This is a genomic window from Rathayibacter sp. VKM Ac-2759 (assembly GCF_009834225.1).
GTDB lineage: Bacteria > Actinomycetota > Actinomycetes > Actinomycetales > Microbacteriaceae > Rathayibacter.
On record NZ_CP047176.1, the window covers coordinates 508,985 to 532,317 of the forward strand.

The window sequence follows — 23,333 nt, forward strand, 5'->3', positions numbered from 1 at the left end:
GGAACCTCATGCTCACCTCGAAGAACACGGTCCAGCAGTGGCTCGACGACGCCGTCGGCGGCCCGATCCTCCGCGGGATCCTCGCTCAGGGCGGCCAGTCGGCCGACGACCTGGCGCCCGCCGCCGGCCTCAGCCTGCAGACCCTCGTCGAGCTCGGCGGCGGGCGATTCCCGCAGGAGCTCGTCGACACCCTCGTGCGGCAGGCGAACGGCGGAGTGATCCCGGAGGAGGAAGCGGAGCCGGCGATCCAGGCGCGCTTCGCCGGCCGCACGGTCGTCGTCACCGGCGCGGGCTCCGGCATCGGCCGGGCGACCGCGCGCCGACTCGTCCGCGAGGGCGCCCGCGTGGTCGCCGTCGACGTGGTGCCGACGGGCATCGACGAGCTGGCAGCCGCCTCTCCCGAGGGCTCGATCGTGACCGTGACCGCCGACATCACCTCGGCCGACGGGATCGCGGCCATCGTCGCCGCGGCGGGCGAGCGGATCGACGGGCTCGCCAACATCGCCGGGATCATGGACGGGATGACGCCCCTCCACGAGGTCGAGGACGCCCTCTGGCGCCGTGTCTTCGCGGTCAATGTCGACGGGACGTTCGCGCTCAGCCGCGCGGTGCTGCCGCTGATGCTGGCGCAGGGCCGCGGCTCCGTCGTCAACGTCGCCTCGGAGGCGTCGCTGCGCGGCAACGCGGCCGGCACCGCCTACACGGCCTCCAAGCACGCGGTGGTGGGCATCACCAAGTCCGCGGCGTTCCTGTACGGCCCCTCCGGCATCCGCACCAACGCGGTCGCCCCCGGCCCGACGGCGACGGCGATCGAGGGCACGATGGCGTCGGAGTTCGGGCGCGAGCGGCTGTCGCCGTTCTTCGCGTTCATCCCGCCGGTCGTCTCGGCCGACACGATGGCCGCCTCGATCACCTGGCTCCTGAGCGACGACTCCGCCAACGTGAACGGGATCGTGCTCGCCTCGGACGGCGGCTGGTCGGTGCAGTAGCCCGCCGGCCGGCGTCCGCCGGGGCGCGGCGAGCCCGAGATCAGAGGTCCCGGGCGAGGACGCGCGCCGCGTCCCGTCCGGCGCGGTTCGCGCCGACCGTCGACTGCGAGGGGCCGAACCCGATCAGGTGCACCCGCGGGTCGGCGTCCACGCGGGTGCCGGTCAGGGTGATCCCGCCGCGGTCGTTGCGCAGCCCGAGCGGATCGAGGTGCGCCAGATCGCCGCGGAACCCTGTGGCCCAGAGGATGTCGTCGACGGGCGTGAGCGTGCCGTCGGCCTCGCGGACGCCGTCGGGCTCGATCGCGGTGAACATCGGCCGTCGCACGAGTGCGCCGCGATCGCGGGCGGCGACCGCGTACGGCGTCCAGGCGAGTCCCGTGTACGACACGACGCTGCCCGCCGGGTTCCCCGCCTCGACGTCGGCGGTGACGCGGGCGATGATGTCGCGGCCCTCCGTCTCGGGCGTGAAGGCGCCGGGGAGGAAGACCGGCTCGCGGCGCGTGTACCAGAGGGTGGTCGCGCCCCGCGAGATCTCCTCGAGCTGCTGGACCGCCGAGATGCCTCCGCCGACGATCGCCACGCGTCGGCCGGCGAAGTCCTCGGCGCGGACGTAGTCGCGGGTGTGCAGCTGACGCCCGCGGAACGAGTCCTGCCCGGGGTAGCGGGGGAGGAGCGGGTTGTTCCAGGTGCCGGTGGCGTTGATCACGGCGCGGGTCGTCCACTCGCCGGCGTCGGTGCGCACGAGGAGGTCACCCTCCGGATCGTCGTCGACGGCCTCGACGCTGCGCACCGTCACCGGGCGGACGATCGGCAGCCCCTCGGCGCGCTCGAAGTCCGCGAAGTACCGCGGCACCGCGGTCCGTGACGGCTCGGCGGGGTCGATCGGAGGCACCGGGAAGCCGGGCAGGTCGAAGATCCCGTTGACGGTCGCCATCCGCAGCGACTCCCAGCGGTGCTGCCACGCGCCCCCGGGTGCCGGGTTCGCATCGAGCATCACCACGGTGCGAGCGGCGGAGTCGTCGGTGAGGGCGCTCGAGAAGCCGCGGCGCATCAGATGGTGACCGGCCGAGAGCCCCGCCTGCCCGGCGCCGATGACGACGACGGTCGCCTGCGTCACCCGAGCTTCCCCGAGCACGCCCCGTCGGGGCCGATGGAGGCGGCGATCTTCGCCGCGATCACCCCGAGCTGCTCCACCTCGTCGCGGGTCAGATGGTCGTACACGAGCCGCCGCACATGGGCGACGTGGCCCGGCGCGGTCGCGACCACCGTGGCCAGGCCCGCGTCGGTCAGCGTGGCGAGGGTCGTCCGGCCGTCCTCGGGATCGGGCCGGCGCTCGACCCAGCCCTGCTCCGAGAGCCGGTTCACGACCTTCGACAACCGCGAGAGCGTGCTGTTGGCGATCCGGGCGAGCTCCCTGAGGCGGATCGTCCGGCCCTCGCTCTCCGACAGGGCGGCGAGCACCCCGTACTCGAAGGTGCTGAGGCCGGCATCGCGCTGCAGCTGCAGGTCGAGGGCGGCGGGGAGCCACATCACCGTCGTCAGCAGGGGGATCCACGACGCCGTCTCCGTGTCGTCGAGCCAGCGCACCCCGTCGTCGTCCATGGCTCCAGCGTACCCGTTTCACTTGACAAGGAAAGTATCGACCCCCACACTCTCACTTGCCGCGGCAAGCGTTCGACGGTCGTCACCCCTCAGGAGCCCCCATGGTCATCGTGTTCTTCGTCCTCGCCGGCCTCGCGGCCGCCGTCTTCCTCGCCGCCGGACTGACGAAGCTGGTCCGGCCGATCCCCGCCCTCAAAGCCGCCGGCATGGGCTGGGTCGACGACGTCCCCGCCCTGTCCGTGCGGCTGATCGCGCTGGCGGAGGTGCTCGGCGCGATCGGACTGATCGTCCCGATGGCCACCGGCATCGCCCCGATCCTGTCGCCGATCGCCGGTCTCGCCCTCGCGGTCGTCATGGTGGGAGCGGTCATCGTGCACGCGCGCCTGAAGGAGCCGCTCGGTCTCCAGATCGGCCTCACGGTCCTCGCGCTGGCCGCCGCCGTCGTCGGGTTCCTCGTCCTCTAGGAGACGTCAGTACAGCGATCGCTGTACAGTCGGAGGCGTGCCCGCGACCCTTCCCGCCACCCTCCCCGTCACCGCGACGCTCACCCACACCGCCGCACTCGCCCGCCTGGGCTCGGCGCTGTCGGATCCGACCCGCGCGAGCATCCTGCTGATGCTGCGCGAGGCGCCGGCGTTCCCCTCCGACCTCGCCGACGCGCTCGACGTCTCGCGGCAGGTGATGTCGAACCACCTCGCGTGCCTGCGCGGCTGCGGCCTGGTCGCGGCGATCCCGGAGGGGCGGCGCACCTGGTACCGCCTCGCCGATGCGCACCTCGCCCCCGCGCTCGACGACCTGCTGCGCGTCGTGCTCTACGTCGACCCCGACTGCTGCGCGGGCGAGGGGTGCACCTGCTCGTGACCGCGCTCACGGACGACCGCCGCACGCTGCTCCGCCGCCGGGTGCGCCTCCTGGTCGCGGCGACCATCGGCTACAACCTCGTCGAGGCCGTCGTCGCCCTGAGCGCGGGCGCCGCGGCGTCCTCGACCGCGCTGATCGGCTTCGGACTCGACTCGGGCATCGAGGTGCTCTCGGCCGCCGCGGTCGCCTGGCAGTTCACGCGGACGGACCCGGAGCGCTACGAGAAGGGCACGCTGCGGGTGATCGCCGTGGCCTTCTTCGCGCTGGCCGCCTACGTCACCGTCTCGTCGGTGCTGGCGCTCGCGGGTGCCCGGGAGGCGGAGCACAGCCCCCTCGGACTCGTCATCACCGCGCTGAGCGTCGTCGTGATGCCGTTCCTGTCGTTCGCCGAGCGCCGCACCGGCCGCGAGCTCGGCTCGGCGAGCGTGGTGGCCGATTCGAAGCAGACCCTGGTCTGCACCTGGCTCTCGGCCGCGGTGCTGATCGGGCTGGTGCTCGACGGCCTGCTCGGCTGGTGGTGGGCCGACCCGGTCGCGGGCCTCGTGATCGTCGTCTTCGCGCTGCGCGAGGGCGTGGAGGCGTGGCGCGGCGACGCGTGCGCCACCTCCGTCGGCATGGTGCTCGAGGAGGACTGAGCCGCGTCTCAGCGCCGTGCGCGATCCTCGGAGGGTGACTCCCGCCGTGCCCGATGCCCTCGTTCCGCTCGCGCTGCGGCTGATCCGCGCGAACCGCACCTTCGTCACGGCCGAGGGTGCCCGGCGGAGGATCCGCGAGGCATCGCTGCGACCGGCCCCCTACGGACCGCCCCCGCGCCTGCGGCCCGGGGTGCGGGTCGACGTCGAGCAGGTCGACGGCTGGCCGGTCTACACGATCCGGCCGCGGCGCGTCCTCGGCGGCGTGGTCTACGCGCACGGCGGCGGCTGGGTCAACGAGATCGCGCCGCAGCACTGGTGGCTCGCGGCGCGGATCGCGGACGAGGTGTCGGTCGCGGTGACGCTCCCCATCTATCCGCTCGTGCCGTTCGGCACCGCGCTCGAGGCGCGCGACGGCGTGCTCGCGCTCGTGCGGCGGAGCCTCGAGCGGCACGGCCCGACCTCGCTCGCGGGCGACTCGGCCGGCGGGCAGATCGCGCTGTCGACCGCGCTCGCCCTCCGCGACGAGGGCACCGTCCTGCCCGGCACCGTGCTCATCTCGCCCGCGCTCGATCTCACCTGGAGCAACCCGCGCATCCCGCTCGTGCAGCCGACCGATCCGTGGCTCGGCACCCCTGGCGGCCGCGTCCTGGCGGACCGCTGGCGCGGCGATCTGGAGCTGGTCGACCCGGTGGTGAGCCCCCTCTTCGGCGACCTCGCCGGGCTCGGACCGCTGACGGTGTTCACCGGCACCCGCGACGTGCTGAACCCCGACGCGCACGTGCTCGCGGGGAGGGCCGCGGAGGCGGGGGTGCCGCTGACGCTGCACGAGGCGGCCGGGCAGCTGCACGTCTATCCGCTGCTGCCCACGCGCGCGGGCCTCGCTGCGCAGCGCGCCGTGGTGGCGGCCCTGCGTCCGCACAACGAAGGCTGAACGCTCCGAACTCCCTATTCCTGGACGATGCGTGACGTTCAGCCTTCGTTGTGCGGGTGATCGGTGCAGGACAGGGTCTCCGCGGAGCGCGGACGAGCAGTTCAGCGGAGCCCGTTCCTGAGGATGAAGGCGTCCAGCGCCGCGCGGTCCGGCAGGAGCACCGAGGGGATGACCGACTCGTCGTGCAGCCGTCGATAGCGCCCCCTGCTCCTCCGCGAGGGCCCGAGGAGGAACCGCAGCATCGCAAGGCTCACCCGGTCGCGGGTCCCCTCCAGGCCGCCGACGCGTTCCTGCCGACTCCACGTGCGGCGGAGGTAGCGGACCACCGTCGCGGTCGTCGTCGACTCGAGTGCGATGAGGCCCGTCGCCCGACCGAGGCGCTCGGGCAGCCAGCGCGAGTAGTTGCCCTCGATCACCCAGCGCTCGCCGGCGACGGCCGCCGCGTGCAGTGCGGCGAACTCGTCGGCTCCTCGCTCGACCCAGTGCGTCCCTGGCAGGTGCCAGTACTGGTCGAGGTGCACCACGGGCATCTTGCGGGCACGGCCGATCGCGGCGGCGAGCGTCGACTTGCCGCTGTTCGAGGGGCCGATGATGCAGAGGCGGTCGCCGAGGTCGTCGAGGTTCATCCATCGATCCTGGCGAGTCACGGGGCGTCCCCGTGGAGTGGGAGGAAGTCTCAGCCCCCCCCCCGCCAGCTGGTCGAGTAGCCCGCAGGGGCGTATCGAGACCCACCACCGCCAGCAGAGGGGGCGTCTGGCCCCGTCTTCTGACGAGGGTGGATCTCGATACACCCGCCTTGCGGGTTACTCGATCAGCGGGCAGGAAACAGGCGGCCGGCCGCAGGGCCTCAGGCGCCCCAGCTCGACTGCGTGCCGCCGACGCGCTCGTCGGCGATCGCCTGCGCGTGGCCCGACGCGGCGTAGGCCGCCATCGGGTCGGCCGGCAGGCCGCGGGAGGAGCGCCACTCGGCCAGCGCCGGGCGCACGTCGGAGTAGAACGCGTCCATGAAGATGCCGTTCGCGCCGAGCACATCGCCGGCGAGCTGCGCCTCCTCGAGGGCAGCGCGGTCGACGAGCAGCGCGCGCGCCGTCATCTCCTGCACGTTCAGCACCGAGCGGATCTGGCCGGGGATCTTGTCCTCGACGTTGTGGCACTGGTCGAGCATGAAGGCGACGGGCGAGTCGGGCCCGTAGCCGCCTCCGCGGACCACCTCGAAGAGGATGCGGAAGAGCTGGAACGGGTCGGCCGCGCCGACGATGAGGTCGTCGTCGGCGTAGAAGCGCGAGTTGAAGTCGAACGAGCCGAGCTTCCCGAGGCGCAGCAGCTGGGCGACGATGAACTCGATGTTGGTGCCGGGCGCGTGGTGGCCGGTGTCGAGGCAGACCAGTGCGCGGTCGCCGAGCGCGGCGACGTGGGCGTAGGAGGTGCCCCAGTCCGGCACATCGGTGTGGTAGAAGGCGGGCTCGAAGAACTTGTACTCGAGCACGAGGCGCTGGGTGGTGCCGAGGCGCTCGTAGATCGCGGCGAGCGAGTCGGCGAGTCGGTCCTGGCGGCCGCGGATGTCCTGCTGGCCCGGGTAGTTCGAGCCGTCCGCCAGCCAGATCTTGAGGTCGCGCGACCCGGTCGCGTCCATGATGTCGATGCACGCGAGGTGGTGGTCGATCGCCTTCTGACGGATCACGGGGTCGGAGTGGGTCAGCGACCCGAACTTGTAGTCGTCGTCCTGGAACGTGTTCGAGTTGATGGTGCCGAGGCTCACTCCGAGCGAGGCGGCGTGGTCGCCCAGCGCCGCGTAGTCGTCGACCCTGTCCCACGGGATGTGCAGCGCGACGCTCGGGGCGAGGCCGGTCAGCTCGTTGACCTTCGCGGCGTCCGCGATCTTCTCCTCGATGGTGCGCGGGGTGCCCGGGGTCGAGAAGACCTTGAAGCGGGTCCCGGAGTTTCCGAACGCCCAGGAGGGCAGCTCGATCGCCTGCTGCTCGAGCTGGCTGAGGATGTCGGGGCTGAGAGCGGTCACGGTGCGGTTCCTTCTGTCTGTGTGGTGGCGAGCTGGTCCTCGAGGTGGAAGACCTCGGTGAGCGGGAGGAAGCCCTCGTCGGGCGCGCCGTCGAGGTCGACGAAGAACTCGGCCATCTCGGCCTGCCAGCGCGCGTTCACCTCGGTCTCGGCCATCGCTGCCTGCGCGTCGGCGAGCGACGGAGTCTCGACGTAGCCGATCAGGAGGCCGTCGTCGCTGACGAACAGCGAGTAGTTGTTCCAGCCGGAGGCCTTCAGCGCCCGGAGCATGTCGGGCCAGACGGCGGCGTGGCGCTCGCGGTACTCGGCGAGCCGCTCGGGCTTCACGCGGAGCTGGAAGCAGGCCCGGGTGAGGGGGGTGTCACTCGTCATCGAGCGGCTCCTTCAGTGCGGAGGTGGCGATCCCAGGGGTGTGAATCGTTTCACCCGGAGCGTAGCGCGCGCCGCAGGAGGCTGTCAAAGCCCGGCGTGCGGGTCGGCCCGCGGCCCGGTGTCATACTTCCGGGACGCCCCGATCCCGAGGAGGAGCCGTGCCGTCCGTGAGCATCCGCGACGTCGCCGCCCGCGCCGGAGTGTCGGTGGGCACCGTGTCGAACGTGCTCAACCGGCCCGAGAAGGTCGGCGACGAGTCGGTCCAGCGCGTGCAGGAGGCGATCGCCGAGCTCGGCTTCGTCCGCAACGACGCGGCGCGGCAGCTCCGGGCCGGCCGCAGCCGCAGCGTCGGGCTCGTCGTGCTCGACGCCGGCAACCCCTTCTTCTCCGAGCTCGCGCGCGGCGCCCAGGCGAGGGCCGCGGAGGCGGGACTCTCAGTGTTGCTCGCGAGTACCGACTCCGACGCCGCCCGCGAGGACTCGTACCTCGACCTCTTCGAGGAGCAGCGCGTCAGCGGGGTCCTCATCTCGCCGCAGGGGGAGGAGTCGGCGCGGCTCGCCCGCCTCCGCGCGCACGGCATCCCCTGCGTGCTCGTGGACCGCGAGTCGAGGGACCCCGCGTTCTCCTCCGTGGCGGTCGACGACATCGCCGGCGGCCGCCTCGCCGTCGAGCACCTGCTGCAGCTCGGCCGCCGCCGCATCGCGGTGATCGGCGGTCCGGAGTCGGTCCGCCAGGTCGCCGATCGGATCTCGGGAGCGCGGCAGGCGGTCGCCGCCGTCGAGGGGGCGACCCTGGAGGAGATCCCGACGGAGGCGCTCTCGGTGCTCGCCGGGCGCGAGGCCGGGCGCGCGATCGCCGAGCGCGACGCCTCCGCCCGCCCCGATGCGGTCTTCTGCGCGAACGACCTGCTCGCGGTCGGCGTGCTGCAGGCGCTGGTGCTGCTCGGCGAGATCCGGGTGCCGGAGGACGTGGCGCTGATCGGCTACGACGACATCGCGTTCGCGACGGCGACGGTCGTGCCGCTGTCGAGCATCCGGCAGCCGAGTGCGCTGATCGGGGCGACGGCCGTCGAGCTGCTGCTCGAGCAGGAGCCGCGCCAGGTCGTCTTCCAGCCCGAGCTCGTCGTCCGCGCCTCCACCTCCGGCTGACCTCGCACCCTGACCCGTTCCGCGAGTCTCCGCTCGGGCGTCCTGCATCATCCGCCCATCGCCCGATCGAGCTGGGACTCGCGGAGTTCCGCCTGCGGCGCGCGACGGCTGGTAGCGTTTATGGGCCGGGTGCAGATATCCGGAGCCACCCCGTCGGAAGTCGTCATGTCACTGCGCTCTCTCCTCCCCGTCGCCGCTCTCGCCGCGTCCGCCCTCCTCCTGAGCGGCTGCACCGCCGCCTCCGACGACACCGCGGGCGGAGGCTCGGCCACCCCGGTCGCCGACGGCACGCTCACCTACGCGTCCGGCGACGCCGAGCCCACCTGCCTCGACCCGCACGTCGGCGGCAACTACCCGCAGGCGCTGCTCGCCACGCAGGTGCTCGAGTCGCTGGTCTCCCGTGACGAGTCGGGCGCGATCACCCCCTGGCTCGCCGAGTCGTGGACCGTCTCGGACGACGCGCTCAGCTACGACTTCACCCTCCGCGAGGGCCTCACCTTCACCGACGGCACGCCGCTGGACGCGGAGGCGGTCGCCGCGAACATCGCGCACCTCCAGGACCCGGCGACCAAGTCGTCGACCGGCTACCTCGCGGTCGCGAAGGTCGCCTCGGTCGAGGCCGTCTCGCCGACGGTCGCGCGCTTCACCCTCAGCGCCCCCGACAGCGCCCTGCTCGAGTCTCTCGCGCAGCCCTGGACCGCCATCGAGTCGCCCGCCGGCATCGCCCGCGGCGAGGAGGCGAACTGCGAGGCGCCCGTCGGCACCGGCCCGTTCACGGTGACGGAGTGGGTCAAGCAGGACCACGTGACCCTCACCCGCAATGACGACTACGACGCGCAGGCCGGCCCGACCGGCGAGGGGCACGACGGTCCCGCCTACCTCTCGAGCATCACCTGGCGCTTCATCCCCGACTCCGCCACGCGCTACGCCGCGCTGCAGGCGGGCGAGGTCGACGTGATCGACAACGCCCAGCCCGACACGCTCGCGTCCGCGACCGACGCCTCCGACCTCGTCGAGATCGACGCGCCCCGCCCCGGCTCGGTGAACCGCCTCGAGCTCAACTCGGGCCAGTCGCCGTTCGACGACGAGAGCGTGCGGGAGGCGTTCATCCGCGCGGTCGGCGTGAACGACGCGATCGACTCCCTCTTCTTCGGCACCGCCGAGCGCTCGTACTCGCCGCTGTCGAGCAGCGAGGCGACCGCCTACTCCGAGCCCTCGCTCTTCGAGGACGCCGGATCCGACGACGAGGTCGCCGCCGCCGAGGACCTCCTCGAGTCGGCCGGCTGGGTCGACTCCGACGGCGACGGGATCCGCGAGAAGGACGGGACGCCGCTCACCCTGCGCCTGCCCGTGAGCACCAACCAGTCGATCCCGGCCGAGCAGTCGCTGTTCGAGCAGATCCAGGCCTCCGCCAAGACCGTCGGCTTCGACGTGCAGATCAGCCTGCTCGACCTCTCGAGCTGGTACGCGGCGCTCGCGGCGAACGAGTACGAGCTGGTGAGCGCGCCGTACACGAAGGTCGGCCCCGACGTGCTGCGCATCCTGTACTCGTCCTCGGGCATCACCCCGGCGCCGAGCGGGTACTTCGCGAACCACGCCCAGGTGTCCGACCCGGCCCTCGACGCCCTGCTGGAGCAGGCGAGCGCGACGACCGACGAGGCCGAGCGCGCCGACCTGTACCAGCAGGCGCAGAAGATCGTGCTCGACGGCTACTGGATCCTGCCGCTGTACGACCAGCAGAACCACTACCTGCACCGCTCGGCCGTGCAGGGCGTCGCCGCCCTGGCGACCGTCTCGACCCCGTGGTTCGCGGACGCCTGGGTCTCGTAATGAGAGCGGGCCGGCGGCCTGCCGCCGGCCCGCTGGTCGAGTAGCCCCGTAGGGGCGTATCGAGACCCACCTGCGTCAGTGGATGCGGTCTGCAGATCTCGCCTGCGGGAGCCGGTGGATCTCGATACGCCCGCTGCGCGGGCTACTCGATCAGCAGGCAAGGGCGGGCATCGATGAGGCAGGGCAAGAGGAGGCACCGCATGATCCGTCGCGTGCTCGTGCGCCTCGGCGGCGCCCTCGTCGTGCTGTGGGCCGTCGCCACGGCGGTCTTCTTCCTCATCCGGCTCATCCCCGGCGACCCGGCGCAGGCGATCCTGGGCGGCCCGGGCTCGCAGGCGTCTCCGGAGGCGCTCGCCGCCGTCCGCGTCGAGTACGGACTCGACCAGCCGCTCCTCGTGCAGTACCTCACGCAGCTCGGCCGCCTCGCCCGCGGTGACCTCGGCACCTCCTACTCCCTCCGCACCCCGGTGGTCGACCTGCTCGGGCAGCAGCTGCCCGGCACCCTGCTGCTGGCCGCCCTCGCCCTCGCCGCTGCGTGGATCCTCGCGCTCGCGACCGCCCTCTGGTCGACCCGCGGCGGGCGGGTCGCCGCCGCGATCGGCGCCGGACTCGAGTTGACGGCCGCCGCCCTGCCGCACTTCTGGCTGGCGACCGTGCTGATCGCGGTCTTCGCGACCGCGCTCCGCTGGCTGCCTCCGGTGAGCACCAACACTCCGAACGGGCTCGTGCTGCCGGCCCTCACCCTCGCGATCCCGCTCGCCGGATTCCTCGGGCAGGTGATGCGCCGCTCCCTGCTCGACGCGCTCGAGTCGCCCTTCGTCCTGGCCGCCCGCGCGCGCGGCGAGGGCGAGCTCGGGATCCGCCTGCGCCACGCCCTGCGCCACGCGGTGCTGCCGGGAGTCTCGCTCTCGGGCTGGGCGTTCGGCTACCTGATCGGCGGAGCCGTCGTCGTCGAGACGATCTTCGCGAGGCCGGGTCTGGGCCGCACCCTGCTCTCGGCGGTGACCGTCCGCGACGTTCCGGTCGTGACGGGCGTCGTGCTCGTCACCGCGCTCGCCTACATCGTCGTGACGCTGGCGACCGACCTCGTGACGCGCCTGGTCGACCCCCGGCTGGCCCGGGAGGCGCGCGCATGAGCGAGCTCGAGCTGCGCGTGCCCCGGAACCGCGCCGGCCGCCTCCGCCCGGGTGAGGTGCTGGCCCTCGTCTTCGTCGCGCTGCTGCTCGCCTCCGCGCTCGCCCCCGGCCTCCTGGCGCCCGCCGATCCGCTCGCGGTCGCGCCGACGGAGGCGTTCGGCCCGCCGTCGCCCGCGCACCTGCTCGGCACCGACGAGTCGGGCCGCGACGTGCTCAGCCGCCTGATCGCCGGTGCCGGCGCCTCCCTCCTGATCGGCGCGAGCGCGACCGCGATCGGGCTCGCGCTCGGCGCGGTGCTCGGAGTGGTCGCCGCGTTCGGCGGGCGGTTCGTCGACGGCGTGATCGGGCGGGTCCTCGAGGTGCTGTTCGCGTTCCCCGCCCTGCTGCTCGCGCTGCTGGTGATCGTGGTCACGGGCCCCGGAGTGGTCCCCGCGACGATCGCGGTCGGCCTCTCGACCGCCCCCGGCTACGCCCGCATCCTGCGCACGCAGCTGCTGGGCATCCGCGACTCCGGATACGTCGAGGCGGCGCGCGTGCTCGGCCACCCGCCGCTGCGGATCCTCGTCGGCACCGTGCTGCCCAACACCTTCGGCCCGTTGGCGGTGCTCGCGACCCTCGGAGTCGGCCAGGCGATCGTCTGGGCATCGGCGCTCAGCTACCTGGGCCTCGGCGCCGAGCCGCCCGCTCCGGAGTGGGGCGCGATGCTGTCGGCCGGCCGCACCTACCTCGCGAGCGCGTGGTGGCTGACGGTGTTCCCGGGGCTCGTGATCGTGCTGACGACGCTCGCGACGACGGTGCTCGGCGGGCGACTGCGGGGTGCGCGGTGAGCGCGGTCGTCGTGGAGGGCCTCCGGGTCGCGTTCGACGGCGTCGAGGTCGTGCACGGCGTCTCGTTCCGCGTCGAGCCCGGCGAGTGCGTCGCGATCGTCGGCGAGTCCGGCTCGGGCAAGAGCGTCACCGCCCGGGCGCTGCTCGGGCTCGGCGGAGGCGCGGTGTCGGGCAGCATCCGGGTGGGCGATCAGGAGGTGGTCGGCGCGGGCGAGCGGGCGCTGCGCCGCCTCCGCGGATCCGCCGTCGGCTTCGTGCCGCAGGACGCCCTGCAGTCGCTCGACCCGCTGCGTCCGATCGGGCGCGAGATCGGAGACGTGCTCCGCCTGCACGCGCGGCTGCTGGCGGCGGAGTCGTCGCGCCGGGTCGCGGAGGCGCTCGCGAGCGTCGGCATGCCCGACCCCGTCGAGCGGATGCGCGACCGCTCGGGCGAGCTGTCGGGCGGCCTCCGCCAGCGCGCCCTGCTCGCCTCCGCCGTCGTGCTCGACCCGCCGCTGCTCGTCGCCGACGAGCCGACGACGGCGCTCGACGTCACCGTGCAGGCGCGCGTGCTCGAGCTGTTCGCCGAGCAGAAGGCGCGCGGCCGGGCGCTGCTGCTGGTGTCGCACGACCTCGCCGTCGTGGCCGGGCTCGCCGACCGCATCCTGGTGCTCGCCGACGGCCGCGTGGTCGAGGAGGGGACCGCCGAGCAGGTGCTGCGCGCGCCGGTCAGCGCCGAGGCGCGCGCCCTCGTCGCCGCGGTCCCGGCCGGGCGTCCGCGCGGGTCCCGGCTCACCGGCCCCGACGCGCCCCTCGCCCCGCCCGCGCCGCCCGGCGAGGTCGTGCTGAGCGCCTCCGGACTCGTCGCGCGCTTCGGCGCCCGGACCGCCGTCGACGGCGTCGACCTCGAGCTGCGGCGCGGCGAGACCCTCGGGCTGGTCGGCGAGTCGGGCTCGGGCAAGAGCACGGTGGCCCGCCTGCTGCTGGCGCTGCGCCGGCCCGACGAGGGGTCGGTCGAGTTCCTGAGCGAGCAGTGGTCGGAGGCGCCCGAGCGCGAGCGCCGCCCCCGACGGCCCCGCATCGGCGCGATCTACCAGGACAGCCTCTCGTCGTTCGATCCGCGCTGGAGCGTGGGCCGCCTCCTGCGCGACGCGGGTGGCCGCGGCGACGGGCCGCACGCCTCCGCGCCCGAGCTGCTGACGAGCGTGGGCCTCTCGCCGGCGCTCGAGCGGCGCTCGCCGCGGACCCTCTCGGGCGGGCAGCGGCAGCGCGTCTCGATCGCCCGCGCCCTGGCCTCGCGCCCCGACGTGCTGATCTGCGACGAGCCGGTGTCGGCGCTCGACGTCTCGGTGCAGGCGCAGATCCTCGACCTGCTCGACGACCTGCAGCGCCGCTACGGACTCGCGCTGCTGCTGATCTCGCACGACCTCGGCGTGATCGCGCACATGAGCGACCGCATCGCGGTGATGCGCGACGGCCGCCTCGTCGAGTCCGGCCCGGCCGCCTCCGTGCTCGGCGCGCCCCGCGAGGAGTACACCCGCCGGCTGCTGGCCGACGCCCCGCGCCTCGACCCGTGACAGCGAGAAGGGCCTCCGGCCCCCGCCGCCGATCGATCCGTCGCAGATGCACCGTGTGGTCGACTCGGACGGTGCATCCGTGACGGATGGGCCGCGTCGGAGACTGCGACGGATCGATCGGGCTCAGCGCAGTCCGCGCACGAACTCGCGGATGTCCGCGACCAGCAGCGCCGGCTCCTCGAGGGCCGCGAAGTGGCCGCCGCGGTCGGGCACGTCGGTCCAGCGCACGATCGTGTGCGCGTCCTCGACGAAGCGCCGGATGCCGATGTCGTGCGCGAAGCAGATCACCGCGGTCGGAACGCCCGAGTCCTCCGGTACGGCGCCCCACTCCGACTCCTGGGCGTAGCCGACGTACGCGGCCGAGCCGGCTGTCGCGGTGAACCAGTACAGCGAGGCGTTCGCGAGCAGGAACTCGAGCCCCACCACGTCCTCCGGCGCCGCCTCGAGCGGATGCGTCCACGCGCGGAACTTGTCGATCATCCACGCCAGCTGCGCGACGGGGGAGTCGCTGAGCAGCTCGCCGACCAGCCCCGGGCGGGTCGACTGGAGCGCGATGTAGCTGAACTCGTTCCGCAGGAAGTCGCCGATCCTCCGCAGCCGGTCCTGCTCGAGCGGAGTGAGCGAGGCGGCGGTCTCGTCGTCGACCTCGGGCACGAAGCCGAGGGTGCCGTTCACGTGCACGCCGATCACGCGGTCGGGCGCGACCCGCGCGACCTCGGGCGCGACTCCGGCGCCGAGATCGCCGCCCTGCACGGCGAACCGGTCGTAGCCGAGCCGCGTCATCAGCTCCGCCCAGGTCTCGGCGATCCGCCGCGTCGTCCAGCCTCCGGAGGTGAGCGGCGCCGAGAAGCCGAAGCCGGGGAGGGAGGGGATCACCACGTCGAACGCGGCGTCGGTCAGCGTCTCGATCAGGCCGAGCAGCTCGAGGAAGGAGCCGGGCCAGCCGTGCGTGAGCAGCAGCGGGACCGCGCCCGGCGCCTCCGATCGCACGTGCACGACGTGGATCGTCTGCCCGTCGATCGCGGTCGTGAACTGCGGTACCGCGTTGAGCCGCTCCTGGTACTCCGCCCAGTCGAAGCCGGCCCAGGCGTCGACGAGCCCGCGGAGGTAGCCGGTCGGGACCCCCGTGTCCCAGCCGTCGCCGGGCAGGGGCTCGGGGAGGCGCGTGCGGCGCAGACGCGCGCGCAGGTCGTCGACGGCGCTCGGCGCGATGTCGACGCGGAAGGGGTGGAGGCTCTCTGCTTCGCTCATGCCTCCACCCTGCTCGCCATTGCGGTCAGGATACGGCCGCGATCGCTGGGACGATGGCACCATGCCCCGCACCACCGGACGCACCCTCGACCTGCTCGGCCTGCTGCAGACCCGCCGCGACTGGAGCGGCGCCGAGCTGTGCGCCCGGCTCGGCGTGAGCGCGCGCACCCTCCGCCGCGACGTCGACGACCTGCGCGGCCTCGGCTACGGCATCGACTCGGTGCCGGGCGTCGGCGGCGGGTACCGGCTCGGGATCGGCGCGTCCGTCCCTCCGCTGGTCCTCTCGACGGAGGAGGCCGTCGCGATCGCGGTCGGGCTGCGGGCGGCCGCGAGCACCACCGTCACCGGGATCGAGGACGCCGCCGCGCGCGCCCTGGTGAAGCTCGAGCAGTCGCTGTCGGCCGAGACCCGCGAGCGGATCACCGCGGTCGAGCGCGCGGTGCTGACCCTCGGCGGCTCCGTCGAGCCGGTCGACCTCGACACCGTGGTCACGATCGCCCGCGCGATCCGGGATGCGCGCAGCCTCCGGATCGACTACACGCGGCACGACGGCGAGGAGGTGCGCCGCACGATCCAGCCGCACCGCATCGTGCACACGGGCTCGCGCTGGTACGTGGTCGCGCGCGACGCCGACCGCGACGCCTGGCGCACGCTGCGTCTCGACCGGCTCGTCCCGCGCCTCCCACTCGCCGAGCCGTTCACGCCGCAGCGGATCCCCGACGACGCGGTGCGCGAGTTCACGAGTCGCAGCATCTCGGTCGCGCCCTATCCCCACCGCTACCGGGTGCGGATGCACGCGCCGGCCGCCCGCGTCTCGGCCCTGTTCGGTCCGGAGGTGGCGCGGGTGACGGTGCTCGATGCGTCCTCGTGCGAGCTCGAGGCGGGGGCGGCCTCGCCGGAGCAGTTCGCGCTCTACATCGGCACGACGGGCATCGGGTTCGACGTGCTCGAGGGCGACGACCTGCGCGCCGCACTCACGGAGATCGGCGAGCGCCTGCTCCGCGCCGCGCTCAGCCCGCGAGGGCGCGCGTCCGCTGCACCGCCCACACCGTGAGCGCGAACCCCAGGACGCTCGCCGCCGCCAGCAGCAGGGCCGTCCAGCCGCCGGACTGCCAGAGCACGCCCGCGAGCGCGGACCCGAGCGCGCCGCCGGCGAAGTTGCCCACGATGTAGACGGTGTTGAGGCGGCTGCGCGCCGCGGGATCGATCGAGAGCATCCGCGTCTGAGCGAGCACCTGCACGGCCTGCAGCCCGATCGAGAAGACGCCCACCGCCACCAGCACCACCACGATCGACGCCGCGCCGATTCCGGCGATCACCAGACCGAGCAGCGCCACGGCGAGGCCCACTCCGAGCGCAGGCAGGGACAGCCCCCGGTCGTACAGGCGCCCGACCCGCTGCGCCGAGATCGCGCCGGCAATGCCGACCAGGCTCACGAGCCCGATCGCCGTCGCCGAGTAGGAGTAGGGGGCGCTGCCGAGGAGGAAGGTCAGGCCCGTCCAGAACAGGGTGAACGCGCACATCGCCGACCCGCCGATCAGCACCGTCACCCGCACGGTGCGACTGCCGGCGACGGTCCGCAGCACCGAGCCGAGCAGGGTCGCGTAGCGCACGCGCTCGCGCGGCGGCAGGGCCGGCAGGCGTCGCGCCATCACGACGGCGAGCACCAGCATCAGCACCGCGGCGCCCGCGAACACGGAGCGCCAGCCGAGCAGATCGGCGACGATCCCGCTGATCGCCCGCGAGATCAGCAGACCGAGCACGAGTCCGGAGGCGACGGTGCCGAGCACGCGACCGCGCTGCTCGTCGCTCGCCAGGTCGCCGGCGAGGGGAGTGAGTAGCTGACCGGCGACGGTCGTCACTCCGATCATCGCGAGGGTCGCGAGCAGCACCGGGAACGCGGGCGCGAGAGCCGTGGCGGCGAGGAACACCGCCGCGAGCACCATCAGCGCGGGGATCATCCGGCGACGGTCCACAGTGTCGCCGAGGGGCACGAGGAAGAAGACCCCGAGCGCGTAGCCGACCTGCGTGACGGTGACCAGCAGTCCCGCGGCGCTCGTCGTGACTCCGAAGGAGTCGCCGATCACCCCGAGCAGGGGCTGCGCCCAGTAGAGGTTGCCGACGGCCGCCCCGCCCGCGATCGCGAAGAGGAGCGTGAGGCCGGGGGACATGCCGGGGCTGGTGCGGGTCGTCACGCGGAGGCGTCCTCCGCGAACACGCGCTGCGCCACGTCGATCGCCGACAGGGCCTTCGGCCAGCCGGCGTAGAAGGCGAGGTGGGTGGCGACCTCCACGATCTCCTCCTCGGTCAGTCCGTTCGCGAGTCCCATCCTGACGTGCGACTCGAGCTGCACGAAATTCCCGCCGGTGACGAGCGAGGCGATCGTGACGAGGCTGCGGTCGCGCTTGACGAGCTCCGGGCGCTCCCAGACGTCGCCGAAGAGCACCTGCTCGGTCAGGTCGACGATCTTCGGCGCGGTCTCGCCGATCGTGGCGCGGAGGGGGCTGGGGGTGACGTCGGCCATGGGGTCCTCTCGTGAGCGGGCGGTGCCGCACGACCAGACAAGTCCTCCCCGCGGGTGCGGGGGAGTGCCTGTCCGGACGTGTTCCGGCAGGGCACCCCTCCGCTCTCCGCGACCCCCGCGTCACTCGTAGCGGAGCGACGTGACCGGGTCGGCGCGCGCCGCGCGGGCCGCGGGGAGCGTCCCCGCGAGGAACGCGATCAGCATCACCACGAGCACCACCAGCAGGATCGACGCCGGGTCGAACGCGATGAGGTTCAGGCCGGGCAGATCGGCCAGCAGCGTCCCCGAGAGCACCCCGCTGATCGCCGTGCCCGCCGCGACGGCGAGGAGGGCGCCGATCGCACTGCCGAGGAACCCGATGAACGCCGCCTCGATGCTGAACAGCGTGAACACCCGTCCGCTGCCCATGCCCATCGCCTTCATCAGGCCGATCTCGCGGGTGCGCTCCTGCACGCTCATCAGCAGGGTGTTGACGATGCCGAAGCTCGCCGCGAGCAGCGCGATGATCGCGAAGGCGTTCAGCACGAGCACGATGCCGTCGACGACCGTCTTGATCGTGCCGAGCTGGTCGGCGACGGTGCTGCCGGTGTAGCCGGCAGCGGCGAGGCGGTCCTTGAGCGCGGTGATCTGCTCGTCGGTTGCGTCGGGTGAGAAGCGGACGCTCGCCTGGGCGTAGCGCTCGACCTGATCGGCCGGCACGCCGATGTTCTGGGTCGCGAAGAGCTCGTCGGTGAGGGCGTCGTTGGGGATCGCGCTCGCTCCGGTGGCCGACGCGACGCTCGCCTCCGCGACTCCGACGACCGTGGCCTCGACCACGTGCTGCGTGCGCTGGGCGTCCGTGATCGCGATCGAGACCGTCGCCCCGACCGCCGAGGCGTCGTCGGCGAAGCCGAGCGGCTCGACGTACGAGACGGGCAGCACCACCTGGTACTCCGCTGACGAGTCGTCGGGGACTTCGCCCGCGGTCAGCTGGATCGTCTGCCCCTCCACGAGGCTGCCGACGCCGATGACGTACTTCGTCCCGTCGCCCTGCTCGATGTAGTCGGCCGAGATCGACTTCACCGCGGTCACCTCGAGCACGCCGTCGATACCCGAGAGGGTGTCGAGGTCGTCGGGAGTGAGGGCGACGACGGTCTGCCCGGGACGGCCGACTCCACCGCTCGCGACGGTGTCGGGGTCGTACTCGGTGGGGCCGGAGTCGAGCCCCGCCTGGTCGTCCGAGGCCTTGGTGACGGTCATCACGTCGGAGGCTCCGACGCCGTTGACGGTGTCGTCGATGTAGGCGTTGATGCCCGTGCCGAGGCCGTTGGTGAGCGTGAGCGTGAAGGCGCCGACGAAGATCGCGAGGATCGTCAGCAGCGTGCGGGTCTTGGAGCGGAAGGTGTTCGAGACCGCGGTCCCGATCAGGTCGACGGTCCTCATGCGGCCACCGCCCCCGAGTCCTCGACGAGCACGCCGTCGCGGATGAGGATCCGCCGGTCGCAGCGGGCCGCCAGCTCCTCGTCGTGGGTCACGACGATCAGGGTGATGCCGTTCTCGCGGTTCAGCGCGAACAGGATGTCCTCCACCACGCCTCCGGTCGCCGTGTCGAGGTTGCCCGTGGGCTCGTCCGCGAAGAGGATGCGCGGGTTGTTCACGAGGGCGCGCGCGATCACGGTCCGCTGCTTCTGCCCGCCCGAGAGGTCGACGGCCCTGCTCCTCGCCTTGCCGTCGAGCTCGAGCTGCTCGAGCGCCGCGAGGCCGCGGCGCTTGCGCTCGGCCCGGCCGACGCCGGCGATCTTCATCGGCAGCACCACGTTGTCGAGCACCGAGGCGTTCGCCGTCAGGAAGAACTGCTGGAACACGAAGCCGAACGTGCGGTTGCGCGTGGTGTTGAGCCGGCGCCCCTTGAGGGTGCGGGTGTCGACGCCCTCCAGCTCGACCACTCCCGACGTCGGCGCGTCCAGGAGCGCCAGCACGTGCATCAGCGTCGACTTGCCCGAGCCGCTCTTGCCGACGATCGCGACGCTCTCGCCCTCGCGGATGTCGAAGCTCACGCCCTTCAGCGCGTCGAAGCGGTTCTGGCCCTTCCCGTAGGACCGGTGGACATCTCTCACCGAGATGATGGGCGTGCTCATGGGTCTCCCTCGCGGCGCGTCCCGGGCCGTCCGGAGCGCCGCCTCCAGGCTCGAGGACCCGCCGCCCCGGCGCGTCCTCCACCCGCGTCGTCCGTGTACCGCGGTCGCGGTAGTCGCGGCACCGCACCCGGGGGACTCGCGGCCGCGACGGCGCCCGGGACAATGGGGCATGGCCATGATCGAGCCCGGGCACCTCCCCGGGCACCGCAGACCCCCGGGGTGGGTCGGCGACGTGATCGCGGCGATCGTCATCGCGGCGCTGGCCCTCGCTCCGTTCCCGGGGCGCGAGTACCGCGCCACGAGCGGCCTCGCCCTCGGGCTGACGCTCACGCCGATCCTGCTCCTCCCGCTGCGGCGCCGCCTGCCGGTCGCCGTGCTCGTCGGCACGGTCGCGCTCTACGGAGCGGCGGCCCTCACCGGCACGCTCTCGCCGGGCATCGTGATCGCGGCGGCCGTGGCCATGTTCGCCGTGGCGAACCGGCGCCCGCGGCGGCTGAGCGTGATCGTGATGATCGCGACGGCCGCCTCGATCCTGCTCCTCAGCCTCCTCGCGGCGACCGTCGGCGCCCTCGATGCGCGGGTGATCCAGTTCGCCGTGATCATCGCCTTCGCGGGCGCCGCGGGCGACGCCACCCGCTCGCGGCGGGAGTACATCGTGGCCGTCACCGAGCGCGCCGAGCGGGCGGAGCAGACCCGCGAGTCGGAGGCGCGGCGCCGGGTGACGGAGGAGCGGCTGCGCATCGCCCGCGACCTGCACGACGCGGTCGCGCACCAGATCTCGGTGATCAGCCTGAACGCCGGAGTCGCCTCCTCGGCACTCGAGACCCGGCCCGACCGGGCCCGCGAGGCTCTCGGCACGATCCGCACCGCTGCGCGCTCGGTGCTCGGCGAGATCGGCGACCTGCTGGAGGTGCTGCGCAGCGACGAGCGCCTCGCCGAGTCGGCCGGCCCGCAGCCCGGCCTCGAGCGCCTCGACGAGCTGGTCGGCCGCTTCGAGGCCGACGGCCTGCAGATCACGCTGCGCACCGAGGGCGACCCCGCCGCGGTGACCGGCGCGGTCGATCTCGTCGCCTACCGCGTGGTGCAGGAGGCGCTCACCAACGCCCACAAGCACGGCGCCGACCACCGCGCCCACGTCCTCCTCGACATCGGCGGCGACCGGGTCGGGATCGTCGTGACCAACCCGGTCCCGGCGGAGGCGGCGCCCGCGCCCCGGGGAGCCGGGCACGGGCTGCTCGGCCTGCGCGAGCGGGTCGCCTCCGTCCGCGGCTCGGTCACGACCGGCCCGGCGCCCGGCGGCTACCGCGTCGCGGCGACGCTGCCACTGCCGCAGCAGCAGCAGCCACCGCCGCAGCACGTGCCGGACGCCTCCCACGCGACCGCCTCCCGTGCGACTCCCTCCCACGCGACTCCCTCCCTCGGATCGGACGGCGACTCATGACCACCGTGCTCGTCGTCGACGACCAGGCGCTCATCCGCCAGGCCGTGTCGGACATCCTCGGAGCCACCTCCGACATCGAGGTGGTCGGCGAGGCGCGGAACGGGCGCGACGCCGTGCAGCTGGCGCGAAGCCTCCGCCCCGATGTCGTGCTGATGGACATCCGGATGCCCGAGCTCGACGGGATCGGCGCCACCGCCGAGATCTGCGCCGACCCGGCCCTCGCCGGCACGCGGGTCCTGATCCTCACCACCTTCGAGGAGGACGAGTACCTCGTCGCCGCCCTGCGCTCCGGAGCCAGCGGCTTCCTCGGCAAGGGCGCCGAGCCGGAGGAGATCGCCGCGGCCGTCCGCGCCGTCCACGCGGGCGACAGCCTGCTCTCTCCGGCCGCCACCCGCAGCCTCATCACCCGGTACGTCCTCGCGCCGTCGACGACGCTGATCGTGCCGCCCGAGTTCGAGCACCTCACCGAGCGCGAGCGCGAGGTGCTGCTCCTGGTGGCGCGCGGGCGCTCGAACCAGGAGATCGCGCAGGAGCTGTTCATCTCGCCGCACACCGCGAAGACCCACGTGAACCGCACGATGACCAAGCTCGGCGCCCACGACCGCGCGCAGCTGGTGATCCTGGCGTACGAGAGCGGGCTGCTGGCGCCGGGCGCCCCCTGAGGCGCAGCCGGTGGAAGGCCCTACAGGCCGATGTCCACCGGCGCGCCCTCGCCCGTCTCGCCGGCCGAGTCGTTCATCGTCGCGTAGACCCCCGTCGGCACGCTGGGCAGCAGCGCGACCGAGCGCGCGACCGCCGCGAGCTCCGCCTCCGTGCCGCCCGTGACGAAGAAGAGGTACTCGGGCTCGCCGTCGGCGTTCGCCCACTCCTCGCCGCTGTCGTACTCCTCGACCGGCCCCTCGAGCTCGGCGAGCAGCGTCTCGATCTCGTCGATCCACGGGAACAGGTACTCGTCGTCGTCGGCCTGCTCCGGCGCTCCGGGCTCGCGGGTCAGGGGCACGTGGATCTCGAGGAACGTCTCGCTCATCCTGCGACCGTACCGCGCCCGAGAGGTGTCCCAGCAGGGCCTCCCGCGCCGCCGCGCCGCGATCGAGCATGGAGGCACCATCCGCCCCGAGAGGACACCGTGAACATCGAGCCCGCCGCCCCCACCACCAAGAACCCGCCCGAGCAGTTCGCCGGCGACGTCTGGGTCGAGCCGATCGCCGTGCCGCACGGCCCCGAGCAGCGCGCCACCGACGCCAGGGTCCGCTTCGCGCCCGGCGCCCGCACGGCCTGGCACTCGCACGCGCGCGGCCAGTACCTGCACGTGACCGCCGGAGTCGCGCGTTTCGGCGGACGCGACGGCACCGTCGTCGAGGTCCGCGCGGGCCAGACCCTCTACACCCCGCCCGGGGAGGAGCACTGGCACGCCTCCGCCCCCGGTGTCTTCATGGAGCACCTCGCGATCCTCGAGAGCGCCGAGGATCCCGCGCTCACCACCACCTGGCGCGAGCACATCACCGACGCCGAGTACGAGGGCCGCTGACATCCCCCCCGGGAACCGGTTCTCGCCGGGACACCGCGTCGGACGCGGGATCCGGCCGAGAACTGGTTCCCTCGGGAGTGTGACAGCCCCGACCCCCAGGAGGACCCCGTGACCGACGCCGACGCCATCCCCGAGCTCGAGCAGCAGGAGCGCGAGCTCGTGCTCGACGCCTTCGACCACGGCACCGCCTGGGAGCTCGGCTCCCGCATCACCGGGCTCGCCCGCGGAGCCGCCGTCGCCGTCGACATCCGCCGCCCCGGCCTGATCCTCTTCCGCGCCGCGCTGCCCGGCAGCACCCCCGATCAGGAGTCGTGGCTCGCCCGCAAGTCGGCCGTCGTGCTGCGCCTGGAGTCGAGCAGCGCCCTCGCCGCGGCCCGCTTCGCCGCCGCCGGGGGCGACCCCTCGACCGGCGGCTGGCTCGGCCCCGACTACGCCCTCACCGGCGGCTCGTTCCCGATCCGGGTGCGCGGCGTCGGAGTCGTGGCCGCCGCCACCGTCTCGGGCCTCGCGTCGATGGACGACCACGACCTCGTGGTCCGCGGCCTGCGCGAGCAGCTCGGACGCTGAGC

The 23,333-nt window shown here is 73.4% G+C and carries 26 protein-coding genes; 15 read left to right on the forward strand and 11 right to left on the reverse strand.

The genetic code is table 11. The annotated features are described in order from the left end of the window. Positions 1–8 precede the first annotated feature (8 nt). A complete protein-coding gene (locus tag GSU68_RS02335) occupies positions 9–989 on the forward strand; it encodes an SDR family oxidoreductase (RefSeq protein WP_159905514.1) in 981 nt (326 codons plus the stop codon). A 40-nt stretch (positions 990–1,029) separates the two neighbouring features. On the opposite strand, the gene GSU68_RS02340 is transcribed toward GSU68_RS02335, so the two are convergent. Then, positions 1,030–2,106, reverse strand: a complete 1,077-nt coding sequence (locus GSU68_RS02340) for an NAD(P)-binding domain-containing protein (RefSeq protein ID WP_159905515.1) — start codon at positions 2,104–2,106, stop codon at positions 1,030–1,032. Beyond that, complete coding sequence (locus GSU68_RS02345; RefSeq protein WP_159905516.1) at positions 2,103–2,591, reverse strand: MarR family transcriptional regulator; 489 nt, start codon at positions 2,589–2,591, stop codon at positions 2,103–2,105. Before GSU68_RS02345 ends, GSU68_RS02340 begins: the two co-directional genes overlap by 4 nt. Before the next feature lie 101 nt (positions 2,592–2,692). Between GSU68_RS02345 and GSU68_RS02350 the strand changes: the two genes are divergently transcribed. From GSU68_RS02350 to GSU68_RS02365, 4 genes are read left to right on the forward strand one after another with little or no spacing between them, the layout of a single operon-like run. Beyond that, positions 2,693–3,055, forward strand: a complete 363-nt coding sequence (locus GSU68_RS02350; protein ID WP_159905517.1) for a DoxX family protein — start codon at positions 2,693–2,695, stop codon at positions 3,053–3,055. A 37-nt stretch (positions 3,056–3,092) separates the two neighbouring features. Beyond that, the gene (locus GSU68_RS02355; protein ID WP_159905518.1) at positions 3,093–3,452 is read left to right on the forward strand and encodes a metalloregulator ArsR/SmtB family transcription factor; all 360 of its coding nucleotides are present in this window, start codon (positions 3,093–3,095) and stop codon (positions 3,450–3,452) included. After that, positions 3,449–4,087 (forward strand): cation transporter, encoded by a 639-nt coding sequence (locus tag GSU68_RS02360; RefSeq protein WP_159905519.1) that lies wholly within the window; start codon positions 3,449–3,451, stop codon positions 4,085–4,087. Before GSU68_RS02355 ends, GSU68_RS02360 begins: the two co-directional genes overlap by 4 nt. A gap of 34 nt (positions 4,088–4,121) precedes the next feature. Beyond that, positions 4,122–5,018, forward strand: coding sequence for an alpha/beta hydrolase fold domain-containing protein (locus tag GSU68_RS02365; RefSeq protein WP_159905520.1), 897 nt, complete (start codon positions 4,122–4,124; stop codon positions 5,016–5,018). A gap of 101 nt (positions 5,019–5,119) precedes the next feature. Here the strand turns inward: GSU68_RS02365 and GSU68_RS02370 are convergent, their stop codons facing one another. From GSU68_RS02370 to GSU68_RS02380, 3 genes are all read right to left on the reverse strand, one after another. Next, a complete protein-coding gene (locus GSU68_RS02370) occupies positions 5,120–5,644 on the reverse strand; it encodes an AAA family ATPase (protein WP_159905521.1) in 525 nt (174 codons plus the stop codon). Between the two features lie 221 nt (positions 5,645–5,865). Continuing rightward, a complete protein-coding gene (rhaI, locus tag GSU68_RS02375; protein ID WP_159905522.1) occupies positions 5,866–7,035 on the reverse strand; it encodes an L-rhamnose isomerase in 1,170 nt (389 codons plus the stop codon). Then, the gene (locus GSU68_RS02380) at positions 7,032–7,406 is read right to left on the reverse strand and encodes an L-rhamnose mutarotase (RefSeq protein ID WP_159905523.1); all 375 of its coding nucleotides are present in this window, start codon (positions 7,404–7,406) and stop codon (positions 7,032–7,034) included. Before GSU68_RS02380 ends, rhaI begins: the two co-directional genes overlap by 4 nt. Positions 7,407–7,564: 158 nt before the next feature. On the opposite strand from GSU68_RS02380, the gene GSU68_RS02385 reads away from it, so the two are divergent. From GSU68_RS02385 to GSU68_RS02405, 5 genes are all read left to right on the forward strand, one after another. Then, positions 7,565–8,554: a LacI family DNA-binding transcriptional regulator gene (locus GSU68_RS02385; RefSeq protein ID WP_208544637.1), complete on the forward strand. Its 990-nt coding sequence runs from the start codon at positions 7,565–7,567 to the stop codon at positions 8,552–8,554. Positions 8,555–8,719: 165 nt separating this feature from the next. Then, entirely contained in the window at positions 8,720–10,384 is a 1,665-nt protein-coding gene (locus GSU68_RS02390; RefSeq protein ID WP_159905525.1) for an ABC transporter substrate-binding protein, read from the forward strand. Positions 10,385–10,584: 200 nt separating this feature from the next. Next, the gene (locus GSU68_RS02395; protein ID WP_348272512.1) at positions 10,585–11,520 is read left to right on the forward strand and encodes an ABC transporter permease; all 936 of its coding nucleotides are present in this window, start codon (positions 10,585–10,587) and stop codon (positions 11,518–11,520) included. Continuing rightward, positions 11,517–12,347, forward strand: a complete 831-nt coding sequence (locus GSU68_RS02400; RefSeq protein WP_159905527.1) for an ABC transporter permease — start codon at positions 11,517–11,519, stop codon at positions 12,345–12,347. Before GSU68_RS02395 ends, GSU68_RS02400 begins: the two co-directional genes overlap by 4 nt. Next, positions 12,344–13,903: an ABC transporter ATP-binding protein gene (locus tag GSU68_RS02405; protein ID WP_159905528.1), complete on the forward strand. Its 1,560-nt coding sequence runs from the start codon at positions 12,344–12,346 to the stop codon at positions 13,901–13,903. The genes GSU68_RS02400 and GSU68_RS02405 overlap by 4 nt, the downstream gene beginning before the upstream one ends. A 123-nt stretch (positions 13,904–14,026) precedes the next feature. Here GSU68_RS02405 and GSU68_RS02410 read toward each other — a convergent pair whose 3' ends face one another. Then, entirely contained in the window at positions 14,027–15,154 is a 1,128-nt protein-coding gene (locus GSU68_RS02410; RefSeq protein WP_159905529.1) for an epoxide hydrolase family protein, read from the reverse strand. A gap of 61 nt (positions 15,155–15,215) precedes the next feature. Here GSU68_RS02410 and GSU68_RS02415 point away from each other — a divergent pair, with 61 nt between their 5' ends. Next, entirely contained in the window at positions 15,216–16,208 is a 993-nt protein-coding gene (locus GSU68_RS02415) for a YafY family protein (protein WP_159905530.1), read from the forward strand. Here the strand turns inward: GSU68_RS02415 and GSU68_RS02420 are convergent. The 4 genes from GSU68_RS02420 to GSU68_RS02435 all read right to left on the reverse strand — a co-directional run bounded on the left by GSU68_RS02420 (position 16,165) and on the right by GSU68_RS02435 (position 19,795). Further along, on the reverse strand, positions 16,165–17,349 hold the full coding sequence (locus tag GSU68_RS02420) for an MFS transporter (RefSeq protein ID WP_244259363.1): 1,185 nt from the start codon (positions 17,347–17,349) through the stop codon (positions 16,165–16,167). The two genes, GSU68_RS02415 and GSU68_RS02420, sit on opposite strands and share 44 nt — an antisense overlap. Then, complete coding sequence (locus GSU68_RS02425) at positions 17,346–17,678, reverse strand: carboxymuconolactone decarboxylase family protein (RefSeq protein ID WP_159905531.1); 333 nt, start codon at positions 17,676–17,678, stop codon at positions 17,346–17,348. The genes GSU68_RS02420 and GSU68_RS02425 overlap by 4 nt, the downstream gene beginning before the upstream one ends. 120 nt (positions 17,679–17,798) lie before the next feature. Beyond that, on the reverse strand, positions 17,799–19,100 hold the full coding sequence (locus GSU68_RS02430) for an ABC transporter permease (RefSeq protein ID WP_159905532.1): 1,302 nt from the start codon (positions 19,098–19,100) through the stop codon (positions 17,799–17,801). Continuing rightward, positions 19,097–19,795, reverse strand: a complete 699-nt coding sequence (locus GSU68_RS02435) for an ABC transporter ATP-binding protein (protein WP_159905533.1) — start codon at positions 19,793–19,795, stop codon at positions 19,097–19,099. Before GSU68_RS02435 ends, GSU68_RS02430 begins: the two co-directional genes overlap by 4 nt. A 169-nt stretch (positions 19,796–19,964) precedes the next feature. Here GSU68_RS02435 and GSU68_RS02440 point away from each other — a divergent pair, with 169 nt between their 5' ends. Beyond that, entirely contained in the window at positions 19,965–21,236 is a 1,272-nt protein-coding gene (locus GSU68_RS02440; RefSeq protein WP_244259364.1) for a histidine kinase, read from the forward strand. Beyond that, positions 21,233–21,898: a response regulator transcription factor gene (locus GSU68_RS02445; protein WP_159905534.1), complete on the forward strand. Its 666-nt coding sequence runs from the start codon at positions 21,233–21,235 to the stop codon at positions 21,896–21,898. Before GSU68_RS02440 ends, GSU68_RS02445 begins: the two co-directional genes overlap by 4 nt. 20 nt (positions 21,899–21,918) lie before the next feature. Here the strand turns inward: GSU68_RS02445 and GSU68_RS02450 are convergent, their stop codons facing one another. Further along, positions 21,919–22,263, reverse strand: a complete 345-nt coding sequence (locus GSU68_RS02450; RefSeq protein WP_159905535.1) for a hypothetical protein — start codon at positions 22,261–22,263, stop codon at positions 21,919–21,921. 99 nt (positions 22,264–22,362) lie between these two features. Between GSU68_RS02450 and GSU68_RS02455 the strand changes: the two genes are divergently transcribed. After that, positions 22,363–22,764, forward strand: coding sequence for a cupin domain-containing protein (locus tag GSU68_RS02455; RefSeq protein ID WP_159905536.1), 402 nt, complete (start codon positions 22,363–22,365; stop codon positions 22,762–22,764). A 108-nt stretch (positions 22,765–22,872) separates the two neighbouring features. Then, positions 22,873–23,331, forward strand: coding sequence for a heme-degrading domain-containing protein (locus GSU68_RS02460; protein WP_159905537.1), 459 nt, complete (start codon positions 22,873–22,875; stop codon positions 23,329–23,331). Positions 23,332–23,333: the final 2 nt, after the last annotated feature.